The sequence below is a fragment of the Candidatus Methylomirabilis limnetica genome, from assembly GCF_003044035.1.
Taxonomy (GTDB): Bacteria; Methylomirabilota; Methylomirabilia; order Methylomirabilales; family Methylomirabilaceae; genus Methylomirabilis; species Methylomirabilis limnetica.
Genome location: NZ_NVQC01000022.1, coordinates 178904 through 194375 on the forward strand (window position 1 = coordinate 178904; position 15472 = coordinate 194375).

Here is a 15472-nt window from a genome sequence, read left to right on the forward strand (position 1 = left end):
ACGCTCACTATTTTTTAAGGGAAGGCTCTCGCCACCTGTAAGACGCAAACCCCGCTCCAAACCCACGCCCCTACTCCACGACCTCGCTCACCACGCCGGCCCCAACAGTGCGGCCCCCCTCGCGGATTGCGAAACGCAGCTCCTTCTCCATGGCGATCGGCTGGATCAATTCGACCGTGAGGCTCACGTTATCCCCCGGCATGACCATCTCGGTTCCTGCTGGGAGCGTGCAGACGCCGGTCACGTCTGTCGTTCGAAAGTAGAACTGGGGCCGATAGCCGTTGAAGAAGGGGGTGTGACGGCCACCTTCTTCCTTGGTGAGGATGTACGCCTCGGCCTTAAAGCGCAAGTGGGGCGGGATGGAGCCAGGCTTCGCCACCACTTGGCCACGCTCGACTTCCTCGCGCTTGGTCCCCCGCAGCAGGAGCCCGACGTTGTCCCCCGCCTGGCCCTGGTCGAGGAGCTTGCGGAACATCTCGACGCCGGTCACCACGGTCCGCTGGGTGTCCCGGATGCCGACGAGCTCGACCTCGTCTGATACCTTGATGATGCCGCGCTCAATACGGCCGGTGACAACGGTCCCGCGCCCGGAGATCGAGAAGACGTCCTCGATAGGCATCAGGAACGGCTTGTCAAGGACCCGGACGGGCATGGGGAAGAAGCTGTCCACGGCGTCCATGAGCTCGAAGATGGGTGCGGCGTCGGGGTCGGTCCGCAGCCCGCTGCCGGTCTCCAGCGCTTTTAGTGCGCTGCCGCGGATGATTGGGGTCTCGTCCCCGGGGAAGTTGTAGAGCGTCAGCAGCTCACGGACCTCCAGCTCGACGAGCTCGATCAGTTCGGGGTCATCGACCAGGTCGACCTTATTCAGGAAGACGACGAGGTTCGGAACGTTGACCTGACGAGCGAGGAGGATGTGCTCACGCGTCTGGGGCATGGGCCCCTCGGAGGCGGCGACGACCAGGATCGCGCCATCCATCTGGGCGGCGCCGGTGATCATGTTCTTGATGTAGTCGGCGTGGCCGGGGCAGTCGACATGGGCGTAGTGACGCTTGGCCGTCTCGTACTCGACGTGGGCGATGTTGATGGTGATCCCCCGCTCCTTCTCCTCCGGTGCCTTGTCGATCTGGTCGAAGGGGACGAAGGCGACCTTCGCGTTCGCCGCGTGCAGGACCTTCGTGATCGCCGCGGTCAGGGTGGTCTTCCCGTGGTCGATGTGCCCGATGGTCCCGATGTTCATGTGCTCTTTCGTCCGCTCAAACTTAGCCTTGCCCATAACACCTCCCAGCCTGAAGGGTGATCCCTTTTTCCCTTCCGGCACTTATCCGCCGAGGGCGGATTCAGCCGTCCCTATCGAGTATACACGAAGAAGACTACCTGGAGCCCACGACCAGGATTGAACTGGTGACCTCATCCTTACCAAGGATGTGCTCTGCCAACTGAGCTACGTGGGCTGGTCCACCGAGGTCTCAATCCACTACGTCACGACTCACGCACATGGGGTAGCTGCGCGACTCGTTCTCTCCGACTCCCCCGAACACACTCCATCGATCGAGAGTTCATCTCTACCCGCTGATCGAGTCTTCTGCTTCCTCTTTCACCGGCGAGCGAGTACTAAGGAATAACGGTAGAGAAGTAAGCCGACGCGAATGACAAATTAATACGCTCTCTGGAGCGGGAAACGGGATTCGAACCCGCGACCCTCAGCTTGGAAGGCTGACGCTCTAGCCAACTGAGCTATTCCCGCCCACGCTTGTAGCAGTTGCTCGACACTAGAGAATCTCGTCGAGGGAGCACCTCGTCTCTGGTCTGGCACCCCCTGCACGAGCCCGTTCCAATGGTGGGGAGAGGAGGGTTCGAACCTCCGAAGGCAACGCCAGCAGATTTACAGTCTGCCCCCTTTGGCCGCTTGGGTATCTCCCCGCATCCCCATTCAGAATCTCCCCGGATGCTAGCTCCCCGTGGAGCTGGCGAAGGGATTTGAACCCCCGACCGGCTGATTACAAATCAGCTGCTCTGCCAGCTGAGCTACGCCAGCACACAAGCTAGTAGGCTATGACTATTTTGAGAAACGCGCAATGTCGATATTAAAGATACTGCAAGCAAAAAGCAAGCAAAAATTTCTTATTGAGGGGATTTTTGAGAAACAATCGCAGTTTCTTGTCCATTCGCTGAAGGCTGCTTCATGATACTATGTTGCCGACGGATCTCAAAGAGGAAGACAGCAGCAGCAGCAGCAGCATTAAGAGAGTCCACACGACCATATGTGGGGATTCGCGCGAGCAGATCGCACCGCTGTCGCACTAACACCGTCAGTCCACGGTGTTCTCCTCCGATTACCACGCCCATTGAAGTGCCAAAATCGATCTCGTGGATGGACCGTACAGCACTTGGATCGGCCCCGAGAATCCAGACACCCTGATCCTTCAGCCACGTGAGAAACGCCGGCAGGCCCGCGACTCTCGCCACGGGTAGATGCTCCACAGCTCCAGCAGAGGCCTTTGCGACCGCCGGAGTGATCCCGACAGCACGATGTTTTGAGATAAAGAGCCCATCTGCTCCTGCAGCCTCCGCAGTGCGAATGATCGCTCCAAGGTTCTGAGGGTCCTGAACCCCATCAAGCAACAACAATAACGGCAGCGGGGTGGCAGCCTTGATTCGAGTCACCAGCGCGAAAGGGTCGTCGTAGCCTACCTCACTGACAACGGCAAGGACCCCTTGGTGTGTAACCCCCTTGGCCAATTCGTCAAGCCGTTCCTGTTTCTCCTGTGTAGAGGGTACGCCCAAGTCGCGGGCGCGCTTTACAATCTCGACGATCCTGGGATCATACCGTTCCCTCGCCAGATAAATCCGATCGATGTGACGTCGCCCCGCCCGAAGCGCCTCTAGCACAGCATGAGGACCAACAAGTATGTGCTCCGTCATGGCTGCTGTGTCTTCACGTATGTGGCCTTCATGTGCCAGCGGACCCCATCGCCGGTATCGTCTACGACCACACCTCGGTCCGCCAACCAGGTTCGAATCGTATCGGCAGTTGCCCAGTCCTTCCTGCCACGGCACTGAGCGCGATACTCTACGATAATCCTGATCTTGTCGTCTGGTACCGGCTGTCCAGATGCAGCGGTCGATTCAATAACATCGCGAGCGTCACGATACTCGTCCTGCGACACGCTCGGGAAGCCGTCCGCCCATTCAGGAGGTAGACCCCGGGAAGCAATGAACGAGTAGCCCCTTCCAGCAGCACCCTCAAACAGGCCGCCCAACACCGACCCCAACCCACACAACGTCTCCCCCGCTAAGCAGAGAGCGCTCACCAGCGATTGCTCCGGTGGCCCATCGGCACATCTCAGGGCAATGTTCATATCCCTGGTCAGGTTAAACAGTGCGGCCAGTGCGCGCGGTGTATTAAAATCATCATCCATCGCGTCCGTAAACTCATTCTCCGCCTCACGAATCTGGTCCAAAAGAGGCAGGGGGTCCATGCGTGAAAGGTCAGCCTTTGGACTCGGGATATCCCGGAAACGCTGTACCTCATCCAGTACATTGCGGAATCGATCCTCTGCAGCCATAGCGCTGATCAGCGCATCCTCCGAAAAATCTAAAGGCGCCCGGTGATGGGTGCCTATCAAAAATAGCTTGAGCGCACATGGGCTCATGCGCCCGAGGAGCTCTCGGACCGTCAGAACATTGCCCAGAGACTTCGACATCTTTTCGGCGCGGATGTTCACAAATCCGTTATGAACCCAGTAGCGGGCAAACAACTTGCCGGTGGCATATTCCGATTGCGCGATCTCGTTCTCGTGATGGGGAAAGATCAGATCAGCCCCCCCACCGTGGATGTCGAATGTCTCACCGAGGTATTTCATCGACATGGCAGAGCACTCGATATGCCAGCCTGGCCTGCCTGGACCCCACGGGCTCTTCCAAGCAGGCTCTCCTGGCCTCGACGCCTTCCACAAGGCAAAATCTAGCGGATCGCGCTTTCGCGGATCCACCTCCACCCTTGCCCCTACTCGCAACTCGTCGAGGCCTCGATGGGAGAGCTTCCCATAGTCGGGCGCTCGCCTGACCTCGAAATAGACATCGCCTTCTACGGAATACGCGAATCCCTTCACCATCAAGGCCTGGATGATCTCGATCATCTCCAGGATATGCTGCGTGGCCCGAGGCTCCTCCGTCGGCGTCCTGAGGCCCAGAGCTCGCATATCCTGGCGATAGGCCTCGATCTGCTCCTCGGCCAGTAACTCATACGACTGCCCCCGCTCCGCGGCCCGTTGGATGATCTTATCGTCCACATCCGTATAATTACGCACGTAGAGGACCTTGTACCCTCGGAACTCCAAGTAGCGCCAGATCACGTCGAAGGTCAGAGCAGCGCGCGCGTGGCCGATGTGGGCATGATCGTACACGGTCGGTCCGCAGGCGTACATTCGGACCTCGCCGGGCACGAACGGTTCAAACACCTCTTTTTTCTGGCTCATGGTATTGTAGATGGCTAGCGCCATATGACTATCCCCGTCATGCTACGGCCGTATCTGATGGCGCTGGAGGGACGCAATGGCGAGACAGGCAATACCGTGCCCTGCCCCAAGCGCGCCTACTCGATTTGCCGTCGCCGCCTTGACGCTCACTCCCTCGACCGGGGTTCCGATGCTTTCTGCGAGGTTGGCCCGCATCTGCGCAATGTACGGCGCAAGCCTTGGGGCTTCTGCGATGATGGTCGCATCGATATTACTCACCGTATAGCCAAGGGCCTGCACTCGCTGGAAGGCCTCCCTGAGGAGTAGGAGGCTCGATACATCCTTATATTGAGGATCGTCCGTCCCAAAGCAGGATCCGATATCGCCGGCGCACGCCGCACCAAGTATGGCGTCGATCACCGCATGGGCCAGGGCATCCGCATCCGAGTGGCCCTCAAGGCCTTGATCGAATGGGATCTCCACCCCACCCAGGACAAGGCGCCGACCGGGCACTAATGGGTGCGTGTCGAACCCGATGCCAACTGTCATTGGACCATCCACCGCTTCAGGATCAGATCGGCGAGGGGTAAATCCTCTTCGCTCGTAATCTTGAGGTTCTCGTAACTTCCTCTCACAACCTTGACCATTCCCCCTATTCGCTCCACCAGCGCGGCATCATCGGTGGCAACAATCCCGCCTTCCCGGATCGCCCGGTGAGCCCGCATCAAGAGTGCGTAACGGAAGACCTGAGGAGTCTGGACCGCCCAGAGCTGCTCCCTCTGCAGCGTCTCTACCACGAAGCCGTCGGTGTCTACTCGCTTAATGGTATCAATAACGGGCACGGCCGCGATCGCCGCACCCCATTCTTTAGCAGCCTCTATGGTGGCCAGCACAACCTCACGCGAAACGAAAGGGCGAACGCCGTCGTGGATCAATACGAGATCCGTCTCCGCCTTCGCCCTCTGTAAACCGATGTAGACTGAATCCTGCCGTGCCTGTCCCCCTGGGACCACCTCCGTCTCTAGATCAATTCTAGCCAGCTCCAGCGCCTTTCGACCTCTTAACTCTTCCCCGGGAGGAACCACAACGATGATAGCCGAAAGCGCCTTGGATGCCGCAAGCGCTCGCAATGTGTGGCTGAGTATCGGAAGACCATCCAGCGCGATAAACTGTTTCTTGACCGCTCCCCCGAATCGGACCCCCGCTCCAGCCGCGGGAATAATTGCAGTCACATGCATAGGGTTTAGGGGTTAGGGTTTAGGGTTTAGGGGTTAGGGGTTTCCGAAGGTCCTTGCCTCTACCCTACACCCTATACCCTGCTCCTAAGCGGCTTCGGCCTCTTCCTTCAGGCGTGAGAAGATCATACGCCCCGCGGTCGTCGGAAGCACAGTGGTGACGCGTACATCGACAGTCTGGCCGATATATCGACGGCCGCTATCGACTACCACCATCGTCCCATCATCAAGGTAGGCAATGCCTTGGTTGTACTCCTTGCCTTCTTTAAGAACGTAGACCTGCATTTCCTCACCAGGAAGGACAACAGGTTTTAGCGCATTGGTCAACTCGTTGATGTTTAACACCCCGATACCGTGCAGCCCTGCCACCTTATTCAGATTGAAATCGTTTGTCACGATCTTGGCATTACAGGTCTTAGCTAGTGCGACCAATTTCGCGTCCACCTCACGAATCTCCGGGAAGTCCACATCGCTGATCTCGATATGCGCATCGACATGCTTCTGCATCTTTTGCAAAATATCCAGGCCACGACGGCCACGGTTTCGCTTCAGCGGATCCGATGAGTCGGCAACCTGCTGCAACTCCCGCAGGACAAACTGAGGGACGAGAAGCGTCCCATCAATAAATCCCGTCTCGCAGATGTCAGCAATGCGGCCATCAATAATCACCGAGGTATCAAGAATCTTATAGCTCTTACCTAGCGGCTTTTCCTTGAAAATCCGAACCAGACCCAACACGCTAAACCCTCGGCTCTTCTCGATCGCGATGGCAGCCCCCATGTACGCAGCCCCGAGAGTGACAATGATCCGCATGATCATAGCGGCGGGTGTAGGAAGAAAGTCCAGAAAGCTGGAGATAGCACTAAATAAGAATTCGGCCAAACCAAGACCCAAGGCAAACCCGATGATTCCACTGACGATGGCTTGCAAGGAAGCCTGATGAAACTTTCGCTGAAGGACCATCACAGCAAGGCCGCACGAGGCCCCTAGAATGAGGCCGGCCAGCCCACCGATCAACCCAAACAGCCAATGGTTGTAAGCTGTGGCGGCCTGGAAGGCTACAAAGAATCCGATGGCCGCCCCTCCAATACTGGCCGAGAGACCAACGCGAGGGGTGTTCAAGCCGATCGCCCCCTTTCATAAACTTCGATGGTCTTACGCATAGTCATCATCAGTGGTTACCCACCGCCTGCTCAACGAGCGCTCTTGCTCCCTCCTGATCAATCCCGGATGCGTGCGAAATCTCGTTGACCATTAACCTTCGGACATTTTCCAACATCGTTTTCTCGCCGAACGATAGGCTCCGTTCCTTCTGAAGCACAATCAACTTTCGCAGAACCAGAGCGACCTCAAAGAGCGATCCTGTCCTGATCCGCTCTAAGTTATCCTTAAACCGGCGGTTCCAATTCGAACTGATTTCCAGATTATTTTTCTTCAAAATGGCCAGAACCTTTGGGATCTCCGACGGTTCGATGACCTCTCGGAGGCCGACCCGTTCGGCGTTCTTGGTAGGAACCAGAATAGTCATTCCGTTCCCGATGATGCGAACTACGTAGAAAGACTGCAGCCCACCTGCAGCCTCTTTTTTTTCGATGGCTTCAATCAACCCAACTCCATGGGTGGGATAGACTACTTTTGTCCCGGTACTATACATCATCACGCGTAACTACTCAGGTGTTTAGGCTGAAGGCTGAAGGCTCTGAATTATCTCGCAAGGCACGAATCAAGCCATTCAAGACCTTCTCGGTTTCTATGACTTTTGGTTCAACCCGATAAACTAACATTGCTACTTCATCAGCCAACTCAAATGCCCGAAGTTTTGTGTGATCACACATGATTATCCCTAACAGCCTTCAGCCTTCAGTCTGTCTACCTGACTAGTTACCATTAATCGGCGATTATGACAGGGATTCTCTGGCTAGTCAAGATATTTTGCTGCCTGCTATGTCTCCAGCCTCTCCGTCAACTCCTCCAGGGTGCGTAGCCCACTAACCCGTAAAGAGGAAAAGTCAGACTGGATCCGATCGAGGTTGTGCCGGGGCATCAAACAATGGGACAACCCCAGGCGGGCGGCCTCCTCGAGCCGTTGCTCCGCCATCGGCACCGCCCGCACCTCACCTGCCAGACCGATCTCACCAAACACGCAGAGCCCAGGGTCGAGCAGAAGGTTCCTGGCGCTTGAGAGGATCGCCGCAGCCATGCCAAGGTCGGCGGCGGTCTCTCCTACTCTGACGCCCCCCACAACGTTTACATAGACATCGCACGCGCTGAGCGGCAGACCGAGCCGCTTTTCCAGTACAGCCAGCAGCAGGACGCCTCGGTTGCTGTCCACCCCATTGAACACCCGCCTGGGAATTGCAGTGCTTGGCGCCGCCACCAACGCCTGTAGCTCCACGAGAAGTGGCCGACTCCCCTCCAGAGTCGGAATGACAACTGAGCCCGACGCCCCCGATGGGCGCTGGGAGAGAAAGACCTCCGACGGGTTTGCGAGTTCTTGCAGTCCGGCCGCCGTCATCTCGAGTACACCGACCTCTGGAGTAGGGCCAAAACGATTCTTCACGGCTCGCAGCAGGCGATGGATCTGATGCCCCTCCCCCTCCATGAACACGACTGCGTCTACGAGGTGCTCCATCGTCTTCGGACCCGCGATGGCCCCTTCCTTCGTGATATGGCCGATGACAATGGTACTGATCCCCTTCTTCTTGGCCAGCGCCATCAGCCGAACCGCAGCTTCGCGAACCTGGCTGAAACTACCTGGGGGGGACTCCAGTTCTTCCGAGGCTATAGTCTGGATGGAATCGATCACCAGGATGGTTGGTCGAATTCGATCGGTCTGATCCAGAATGACCTGAAGGGAGGTCTCAGCGAGAAGTAGAAGACGATCGGAGAGGGGGCCCAGCCGGCTCGCCCTGGATCTGGTCTGCTGAAGCGATTCCTCGCCCGAGACATACAGGACTATCCCCTCCCCCTGCGCGATCTGCATTGATGCCTGAAGGAGCAGGGTTGACTTCCCTATCCCCGGATCACCGCTCAAGAGCACGAACGAGCCCGGAACGATCCCACCCCCCAGCACCCGATCCAACTCTGCCAGACCGGTGCTCACCCGGTGGAGTGTACTGATATCTACGGTAGTGATCGGTGTCGCAAGATGTAGAACCGAGGACACCCCGTCGCCACGGGCGCTACGCCGCTCGCTCGCAGCGCGCTCCTCCAACAGGCCTCCCCACTCTCCACAGTCGGGGCATCGACCCATCCAGCGAGCGGTCTGATAGCCGCAACTCTGACAGAGGTAATGACTCAGGCTTTTAGCCATCGTTCCTCTCTGCCCGAGGTAGGTACGCCGGACCGTTCAACGTCCAACGTTCAAAGTTCGACGTTGAATCGTAAACTTTGAACGTCGAACGTTGGACGTTGAACCACGGCTCATCATATTTCCTCTGCTTCATCCGGCCCTTGATGGACGAGGTCAAGAGCGCCGAACTTGACGTACTCCCTGAGGAAGGCCATCTCCACGGTCCCGGTAGGGCCGTTCCGTTGCTTGGCGATAATGACCTCGGTCTTGGTGTCCCGCTCCGGATCTGAGCCACCAGCCTTTCTAACCTGATAGTAGCCAGGCCGGTATAGGAAGATCACGACATCCGAGTCCTGCTCAATGGCCCCGGATTCCCGGAGGTCCGATAGCTGTGGGCGCTCCCGCTCCTCGGTTCTCCGCGCGAGCTGTGACAGCGCTACCACCGGGACCTTCAGCTCCTTGGCCATCGCCTTCAGGCTCCGACAGATCTCTGAGACCTCCTGCTGGCGATTCTCGGACCGGGAGCGACCTGAGATAAGCTGGAGATAGTCAATCACCACCATCCCGATGTTATGCTCGGCTTTCAGCCTCCGCGCCTTCGCCCGCAATTCGATGGCAGAGATGGTGGCTGAGTCATCAATAAAGATAGGCGCCTCTGAGAGATGGCCGGCCGCGTTGGTCAGCTTTGGCCAGTCGCTCTCACGCAACCACCCTGTCCTGATCCTGTTGGAGTCGACCTCGGCCTCGGAGGAGAGCAGTCGCTGAACCACCTGTTCCTTCGACATTTCCAGGCTGAAGATCCCGACAGGTATCCGTTCATCGATGGCGGCGTTTCTCGCGATATTGAGAGCAAAGGCCGTTTTGCCCATCCCGGGGCGGCCCGCGATGATGATGAGTTCTGACGGCTGAAAGCCGGCGGTTTTCATGTCGAGATCTGAAAATCCAGTGGGCACCCCGGTGACCTGCGTCTTCTTGTCAAATAACTTCTCTACCTGTTCAAAGGCATCCTTCAGAATCGACTTCAACGGGAGGAAGGATCGCCGTACCCGATCCTCCGCTAGCTCGAAAATCTGCTGCTCGGCTTGTTCAAGTACCTGGTCCGCCTCGTCCTGGCCGGCGAAGCCGAGCCCTACGATGTCGGTGGCTACATCGATCAACTGACGCAGAAGCGCCTTGTCCCGAATGATCCGCGCATGGTAGGTAACGTTCGCGGAGGTGGGGACGGCCTCCACCAGTGAGGCGAGGAAGGCCGCAGAGCCCACCTCATCAAGCTCGCCGCGGCGGCGAAGCTCATTGGTGATGGTGATGAGATCGACCGGCTCGCCCCCCCCAAATAGTGCGGAGGCTGCGGCGAAGATCTTACGATGAGCGTCCCGATAGAAGTGCTCGGGTCGCAGTATCTCAAGGCACTTCAGGAAGGCCTCGTTGCTCTGCAAGATCGCCCCGAGGACCGACATCTCGGCCTCCAGGTTCTGCGGCGGAACCCGCTCCCCGGCCCTCTCACGCCGATCGAGAGTCGACTCCCGCATGATTCGTTGCCCCATCGGCTTAGCTCTCCGTGTGCTCCACCGTGAGCCTGAGTTCGGCAACAACCTCGGGATGTAAGCGGATGGAGATGGTGTAACTGCCAAGAGCCTTGATCGGTTCCTGCAGTAGGATCTTTCGCCGATCTACCTCAAGTCCATGGGTAGCCAGGGCGGCGCAGATATCCTGGTTGGTGACAGAACCGAAGAGCCGATCCTGCTCGCCACCCCGGCGCTTAAGCACGCAGTGGAGCTCTGTGATCCGACCCGCCATCGTCTCCGCCGCATGACGAAGCCCCTCCTCGCGCCCCGTGTTCTGCCGCAGCAGGTGATCCAGCGACTTGATGTTCGCGGATGTCGCCGCCACCGCCTTGCGCTGCGGGATCAGGAAATTCCGTGCGAAGCCAGCCGCCACATCTACCTGGTCACCAGCAGATCCCACCTTTTCCACCCGTTCCAAGAGAATAAGCTTCATCGATGTGCTACCTCCTCCGGTACGATCTCACCTGTAGCGCTCTATGCGCCAGGGAGCCTCGGAAGCGAATGCCGACGAAAAACAACCCAGATATCGAATAGCCCAACCAATGTCAAAAGAAGCAACAGCAGGGGTTGAAGAAGCAACAGCACGACACCCAAAATCCCCACCAACGGCGAAAGCTGTAACCTCCTGACCCAGAAAGTGGCAATCGCCAGACCCTGCAGAAAATACAGCGTCATCATGACGAGTAGCCCGTTGAGACCGATCTCTTTCGCAATCGGCAGGCCACTCAGCAATAAGGCGGCAGATCCGATGAACACCCACACCAGCGAGTCCGGAACTCTCCAGACAAACCCCGGCTTCGAATCACCGGATGCAGCGGCATGAGCCGATCTTCTCCTTGCCAGGAAGAAGTTGGCTGAGGTGCTGAGTAGCGCCGCCGTCATGAAGAGGCCAGGTGAGGTCGTGAGCAGAAAGTGTCGCACCTCTTCGCCCGACCTGAACAGCGTCTCAACCTCTTCCGGAGAAACGCCCATCTTGCTGTACAGCGCCACCGCTTCTCGCACGGCGATGTCGAGTCGATGCCTCAGGAGATCCAGCAAAGAGCCGCCTGCACTCCAAGACAGGATTAAGAGGCCGCCCAGGCCGCCTACGAGGACGGTCAGACTCCCTGCGGCCACCGATATCTCCGGGGCCCACTGGCGGCGGATAGCCTCCGCCAGTACAATCGCAGGCAGGCCAAATTCAATGTAGAATATCCAGGCGTATCCTGAACCCAGAAGGCCGGCGAGGCAGAACCCCACGGTAAGCACTCCAAGCAGGGCGACGACTCGGCCTCGTTTCAAGGACAGGAGAATAAGCGGCAGTGGAGTCAGCAGGCCGAAAAAGATCCCGATAATCGGAATCGTCCCGCCAGCCAGTGCGAGCATGAGAGACGCGAGGCAGAGGGCCGCGCCCTGTCCTAACGTCTTGACCGACCCCTCCTTCATCGAGCGCGTTCCGTAAATCCCGCCCCAGCGATCTGTCAGGCCCTCTCGCTCAGGCCAGATCGGCGGCAAAGGGAAGCAATGCGATACTGCGAGCCCTCTTGATGGCTCCGCCCACCTGGCGCTGATGACTCGCGCAGCTACCGGAAATCCGGCGCGGAATGATCTTCCCTCGATCCGTAATAAAGTTTCTGAGTCTCTTGGCGTCCTTGAAATCGACCGCCTCGATCTTATCAACGCACCACTTGCAGACCTTTTGCCTCCGAAAGCTTCGCCTCTTTTTCAGCATCCGCCATCACCCCCCTGAGCGTCATCACGTTTCAAAATGGTACCTCCTCCTCGCCGGTCCGATCCCCGCTTAAAGCATGCGTGGACAGGGGCGGTTCCTCATCGGAGACCGCTGCGTCCTTTCGCCCACCGATAAATTGCACCCTCTCTGCAACCACCTCATATTTGCTCCGCTTCTGGCCATCTGGCGTATCCCATGACCGTTGCTGAAGCCGACCTTCGACCAGTGCCTGACGCCCCTTACTCAGAAACTCGACGCAGGACTGCGCCTGCTTATCCCATACCACTACTGTAATGAAACAGACCTCCTCTCGCCGCTCCCCACCTTTCGCTGTAAAAGAGCGATTAACCGCCAGATCAAAGTTACACACGGCCATGCCGGCCGGCGTATGTCGAAGTTCCGGGTCCCGTGTCAAGTTTCCCAGCAAAATCACTTTATTGAAGCTCACCATCGCCGACCTCCTGGGTAGTTATCACGGTACTACTACCGAGCGTGGCTTGCGACTTCGACTTGAAGCGCTTTCTCTTGGGCTCCTCAGCCCTGACGACCATCCCTTTCAAGATGGCCTCAGTGATCTGAAAATGCCGTTCGAGATCGGTCACGACTCCGCCCATGCCATCCACTTTCATCAGGACGTACTGGCCTTCCCGCCGCTTTTTCACCTCGTAGGCCAGTCGCTTTTTCCCCCACTTCTGAACCTCCAGCACCTCCCCCCCCTTCTTGGCGGCGACTGTGCGAAGTCCGCTGATCTCTGTCTCGACACCATCCTCCGTGAGGGCTGGGTCCAGAATGACAATTACCTCGTGCTGGTTCACTCTCTTCACCTCCTCCAGATTACGCTATTAGATCCTGACGGGAGCCTCGGACGTTATAGCGGTTCATCGCCGCCTCGAGACTTTCCTGCAACAGCGCCTCTACAGCATCGGCGGCCCGTTCTACCACCACCTGTATCGCGTCACCCTCACGTTCCTCGAACGGCCCAAGCACATGCTTTACCGTATCCTGTCCCTCCCGAGGCCGTCCGATTCCCACCTTGACTCGCAAAAAATCAGCGCTGCCCATCGCCTCCAGGACGGAACGGACACCCCTATGGCCCCCGTGACCACCGCCAACCTTGATCCGTAGCTGAGAGGTAGACAGGTCCAGGTCGTCATGAACTACAATAATTCGACCAGGCTCAAGGCATAAGGCCTGCTGCCACCTGGAGACAGCGAATCCGCTATCGTTCATGAATGTCAAGGGCTTAACCAAAAGAACCTGCACCCCATGTAGGGAGCCTCTCATAAAAAACGAACGGTACCGGCAATGATCGAGGGCCATGCCAACCCGCCCGGCCAACGCTTCCACCACTCGAAATCCCACATTATGGCGACTCGCTTCATACTCCGGACCGGGATTGCCTAAGCCCACCACCATCCACAACGAGGCACCTCGCTAAGCGGGCTTTCCCTTTCCGCCCTCCTGCTTACCCTCTTTCGCCTCCTTCTTACCAGCCACCACCTCTGGCTCAGCCGCTTTCTCCTCCGTTGCAGCCGCAGCCTCCTCAACCGCCACCCGCTGAATCATTACCGCAACTACCGGCCTGGCGGGATCATCAAGCACCCTGATGTCCTCTCCCACGGTAAGTTCGCTGACGTGAATGGTGTGGCCAAGATCAAGACGACTGACATCCACCTGGATGTGACTGGGAATCGCCCCGGGCAGGCACTCAACGCTCACCTCACGTAGATGCTGCTCTAAAATACCTGCTCTCATCTTAACACCGACGGCTTCCCCTACGAGCCTGAGCGGGACCTGAACCCTGATTTTTCGCTTCATGGAGATCTCAAAGAAATCCGCGTGCAGCGGCTCCCATCGTACAGGGTCTCGCTGTAACTCCTTCAGAATGACAGTCCTTGATCGCTCAGCATCTCCCTCCAGGGAGAGGGTAATCAGGACATTCTCACCCGCCCCGGTCCCCAGGAGCTTCAGCATTTCAACGGGATTGACTGTCACCGCCATCGGTCCGGAACTACCGCCGTACACAACGGCCGGAATCAGCCGCTGTTGCCGAAGTCGTCTCGCAACTCCCTTGCCAAACCGCGTCCGGACCTGCCCTTTCAGCACTGCTTCTGCCATTGCACCCTCCTTCTCACGAGCATCTCACGAGGCACAGGTGGAACCCCCTCCTCGTACCTACACATCAGATCTACTATCCTCACTGTCAGACGAAAAGGCAGCTAACGGATTCCTCTTTGTGGATGCGGCTAATAGCCTCCCCCAGAAGGGGCGCCACAGAGAGAACGGTCAGTTTTTTAGACATTCTACCATCGGGAAGCGGGATGGTATTCGTGACAACCACCTCTTCGAGGGCTGATCCATCGATCCGCTCTACCGCCGGTCCAGAGAGAACTGGATGCGTACAGCTCGCAAAGATTCGTTTCGCTCCCTTTTCAAGGAGCGCCGTGACCGCCTGCGTGAGGGTTCCGCCAGTGTCGATCATGTCATCCACGATGATCACGTCCCGACCCTCGACGTCTCCAACAATATGCATTATCTTCGCCTCATTGGGCCGTGTCCGACGCTTGTCGATAAATGCCAGTGGGCTCCCCAGGCGCTTGGCGAATGCACGGGCTCGTTCCACACCGCCTGCATCCGGAGAGACCACCACCGCATCCCCCAATCTCCGCTCCTCGAAATACCGGAGTAACACCGGAGCGGCATAGAGATGATCGACTGGGGTCGTGAAGAAACCCTGGATCTGTCCGGCGTGAAGATCCATCGTCAAGACCCGATGTACCCCCGCCGCCGTGAGCAGGTCAGCCACCAATTTCGCGGTGATGGGTACGCGAGGTTGAACCTTTCGATCCTGCCGCCCATAGCCGTAGTATGGCATCACGGCTGTGATCCGCCAGGCCGACGCCCGCTTCAAGGCATCGATGATCACCAGCAGTTCCATCAGGTTCTCGTTGACGGGTCGGCAAGTGGGCTGGATCACGAAGACGTCGGCGCCCCTGACATTCTCACAAACCTGGACCAGGATCTCGTCATCAGCAAAGCGTGTTACCTCGGCGTCACCCAGCGGGACGCCGAGGTAGTCCGCAATCTCTTGTGACAAGGCTCGATTGGCGTTGCCGGAAAAAAGGATTAACCGGTCAGTCATCAGACGTTCTCCGAATACCGCATAGTTTCTCCTGCCTCTATACACTCGACGGCGGCCTGCCGCCACCTGC

General features: G+C 57.9%; 17 protein-coding genes and 4 tRNA genes. All 21 read right to left on the reverse strand.

Features of this window, described 5'->3' with window-relative positions; genetic code table 11:
• Positions 1 to 70: 70 nt before the first annotated feature.
• The 21 genes from tuf to CLG94_RS08300 all read right to left on the reverse strand — a co-directional run bounded on the left by tuf (position 71) and on the right by CLG94_RS08300 (position 15402).
• Complete coding sequence (tuf, locus tag CLG94_RS08200; RefSeq protein WP_107562466.1) at positions 71 to 1273, reverse strand: elongation factor Tu; 1203 nt, start codon at positions 1271 to 1273, stop codon at positions 71 to 73.
• 102 nt (positions 1274 to 1375) lie between these two features.
• A tRNA-Thr gene (locus CLG94_RS08205) sits at positions 1376 to 1451 on the reverse strand.
• A 216-nt stretch (positions 1452 to 1667) separates the two neighbouring features.
• Positions 1668 to 1744 (reverse strand) — tRNA-Gly (locus tag CLG94_RS08210).
• Positions 1745 to 1835: 91 nt separating this feature from the next.
• A tRNA-Tyr gene (locus CLG94_RS08215) sits at positions 1836 to 1920 on the reverse strand.
• Positions 1921 to 1959: 39 nt separating this feature from the next.
• Positions 1960 to 2035 (reverse strand) — tRNA-Thr (locus CLG94_RS08220).
• An 86-nt stretch (positions 2036 to 2121) separates the two neighbouring features.
• On the reverse strand, positions 2122 to 2922 hold the full coding sequence (gene rlmB / locus CLG94_RS08225; protein ID WP_107562489.1) for a 23S rRNA (guanosine(2251)-2'-O)-methyltransferase RlmB: 801 nt from the start codon (positions 2920 to 2922) through the stop codon (positions 2122 to 2124).
• Positions 2919 to 4502: a cysteine--tRNA ligase gene (gene cysS / locus CLG94_RS08230; protein ID WP_107562490.1), complete on the reverse strand. Its 1584-nt coding sequence runs from the start codon at positions 4500 to 4502 to the stop codon at positions 2919 to 2921. Before cysS ends, rlmB begins: the two co-directional genes overlap by 4 nt.
• Before the next feature lie 18 nt (positions 4503 to 4520).
• Complete coding sequence (gene ispF, locus CLG94_RS08235; RefSeq protein WP_107562492.1) at positions 4521 to 5006, reverse strand: 2-C-methyl-D-erythritol 2,4-cyclodiphosphate synthase; 486 nt, start codon at positions 5004 to 5006, stop codon at positions 4521 to 4523.
• Positions 5003 to 5695 carry a 2-C-methyl-D-erythritol 4-phosphate cytidylyltransferase gene (ispD, locus tag CLG94_RS08240; RefSeq protein ID WP_107562494.1) on the reverse strand — a complete coding sequence of 231 codons (693 nt, stop codon included), beginning with the start codon at positions 5693 to 5695 and terminating at the stop codon, positions 5003 to 5005. Before ispD ends, ispF begins: the two co-directional genes overlap by 4 nt.
• A gap of 84 nt (positions 5696 to 5779) precedes the next feature.
• Positions 5780 to 6814 carry a PIN/TRAM domain-containing protein gene (locus CLG94_RS08245; protein WP_107562496.1) on the reverse strand — a complete coding sequence of 345 codons (1035 nt, stop codon included), beginning with the start codon at positions 6812 to 6814 and terminating at the stop codon, positions 5780 to 5782.
• Positions 6815 to 6863: 49 nt separating this feature from the next.
• Complete coding sequence (locus CLG94_RS08250; RefSeq protein ID WP_107562498.1) at positions 6864 to 7349, reverse strand: CarD family transcriptional regulator; 486 nt, start codon at positions 7347 to 7349, stop codon at positions 6864 to 6866.
• Between the two features lie 285 nt (positions 7350 to 7634).
• Positions 7635 to 9005, reverse strand: a complete 1371-nt coding sequence (radA, locus tag CLG94_RS08255; protein ID WP_107562499.1) for a DNA repair protein RadA — start codon at positions 9003 to 9005, stop codon at positions 7635 to 7637.
• 113 nt (positions 9006 to 9118) lie between these two features.
• Entirely contained in the window at positions 9119 to 10528 is a 1410-nt protein-coding gene (gene dnaB, locus CLG94_RS08260; protein ID WP_239993177.1) for a replicative DNA helicase, read from the reverse strand.
• A 4-nt stretch (positions 10529 to 10532) separates the two neighbouring features.
• Positions 10533 to 10982 carry a 50S ribosomal protein L9 gene (gene rplI, locus CLG94_RS08265; RefSeq protein WP_107562501.1) on the reverse strand — a complete coding sequence of 150 codons (450 nt, stop codon included), beginning with the start codon at positions 10980 to 10982 and terminating at the stop codon, positions 10533 to 10535.
• Between the two features lie 41 nt (positions 10983 to 11023).
• Complete coding sequence (locus CLG94_RS08270; protein ID WP_107562503.1) at positions 11024 to 11974, reverse strand: DUF2232 domain-containing protein; 951 nt, start codon at positions 11972 to 11974, stop codon at positions 11024 to 11026.
• 49 nt (positions 11975 to 12023) lie between these two features.
• Positions 12024 to 12260 carry a 30S ribosomal protein S18 gene (rpsR, locus tag CLG94_RS08275; RefSeq protein WP_107562504.1) on the reverse strand — a complete coding sequence of 79 codons (237 nt, stop codon included), beginning with the start codon at positions 12258 to 12260 and terminating at the stop codon, positions 12024 to 12026.
• 31 nt (positions 12261 to 12291) lie between these two features.
• Positions 12292 to 12711 carry a single-stranded DNA-binding protein gene (locus CLG94_RS08280; protein ID WP_239993178.1) on the reverse strand — a complete coding sequence of 140 codons (420 nt, stop codon included), beginning with the start codon at positions 12709 to 12711 and terminating at the stop codon, positions 12292 to 12294.
• Positions 12695 to 13075: a 30S ribosomal protein S6 gene (gene rpsF, locus CLG94_RS08285; protein WP_161954090.1), complete on the reverse strand. Its 381-nt coding sequence runs from the start codon at positions 13073 to 13075 to the stop codon at positions 12695 to 12697. Before rpsF ends, CLG94_RS08280 begins: the two co-directional genes overlap by 17 nt.
• A gap of 19 nt (positions 13076 to 13094) precedes the next feature.
• On the reverse strand, positions 13095 to 13676 hold the full coding sequence (gene pth, locus CLG94_RS08290) for an aminoacyl-tRNA hydrolase (protein WP_239993179.1): 582 nt from the start codon (positions 13674 to 13676) through the stop codon (positions 13095 to 13097).
• A gap of 18 nt (positions 13677 to 13694) precedes the next feature.
• Entirely contained in the window at positions 13695 to 14378 is a 684-nt protein-coding gene (locus CLG94_RS08295) for a 50S ribosomal protein L25 (RefSeq protein ID WP_107562509.1), read from the reverse strand.
• A gap of 85 nt (positions 14379 to 14463) precedes the next feature.
• Positions 14464 to 15402: a ribose-phosphate diphosphokinase gene (locus tag CLG94_RS08300; RefSeq protein WP_107562510.1), complete on the reverse strand. Its 939-nt coding sequence runs from the start codon at positions 15400 to 15402 to the stop codon at positions 14464 to 14466.
• Between the last annotated feature and the right edge of the window lie 70 nt (positions 15403 to 15472).

Bases quoted from the DNA above. Each gene is read 5' to 3' on its own strand.
- rpsR (WP_107562504.1), bottom strand. From the start codon at position 12,260: ATGCTGAAAAAGAGGCGAAGCTTTCGGAGGCAAAAGGTCTGCAAGTGG.
- pth (WP_239993179.1), bottom strand. From the start codon at position 13,676: ATGGTGGTGGGCTTAGGCAATCCCGGTCCGGAGTATGAAGCGAGTCGC.
- tuf (WP_107562466.1), bottom strand. From the start codon at position 1,273: ATGGGCAAGGCTAAGTTTGAGCGGACGAAAGAGCACATGAACATCGGG.
- rlmB (WP_107562489.1), bottom strand. From the start codon at position 2,922: ATGACGGAGCACATACTTGTTGGTCCTCATGCTGTGCTAGAGGCGCTT.
- rplI (WP_107562501.1), bottom strand. From the start codon at position 10,982: ATGAAGCTTATTCTCTTGGAACGGGTGGAAAAGGTGGGATCTGCTGGT.
- CLG94_RS08250 (WP_107562498.1), bottom strand. From the start codon at position 7,349: ATGATGTATAGTACCGGGACAAAAGTAGTCTATCCCACCCATGGAGTT.
- ispD (WP_107562494.1), bottom strand. From the start codon at position 5,695: ATGCATGTGACTGCAATTATTCCCGCGGCTGGAGCGGGGGTCCGATTC.
- dnaB (WP_239993177.1), bottom strand. From the start codon at position 10,528: ATGGGGCAACGAATCATGCGGGAGTCGACTCTCGATCGGCGTGAGAGG.
- CLG94_RS08280 (WP_239993178.1), bottom strand. From the start codon at position 12,711: ATGGTGAGCTTCAATAAAGTGATTTTGCTGGGAAACTTGACACGGGAC.
- ispF (WP_107562492.1), bottom strand. From the start codon at position 5,006: ATGACAGTTGGCATCGGGTTCGACACGCACCCATTAGTGCCCGGTCGG.
- CLG94_RS08300 (WP_107562510.1), bottom strand. From the start codon at position 15,402: ATGACTGACCGGTTAATCCTTTTTTCCGGCAACGCCAATCGAGCCTTG.
- CLG94_RS08270 (WP_107562503.1), bottom strand. From the start codon at position 11,974: ATGAAGGAGGGGTCGGTCAAGACGTTAGGACAGGGCGCGGCCCTCTGC.
- cysS (WP_107562490.1), bottom strand. From the start codon at position 4,502: ATGGCGCTAGCCATCTACAATACCATGAGCCAGAAAAAAGAGGTGTTT.
- CLG94_RS08295 (WP_107562509.1), bottom strand. From the start codon at position 14,378: ATGGCAGAAGCAGTGCTGAAAGGGCAGGTCCGGACGCGGTTTGGCAAG.
- radA (WP_107562499.1), bottom strand. From the start codon at position 9,005: ATGGCTAAAAGCCTGAGTCATTACCTCTGTCAGAGTTGCGGCTATCAG.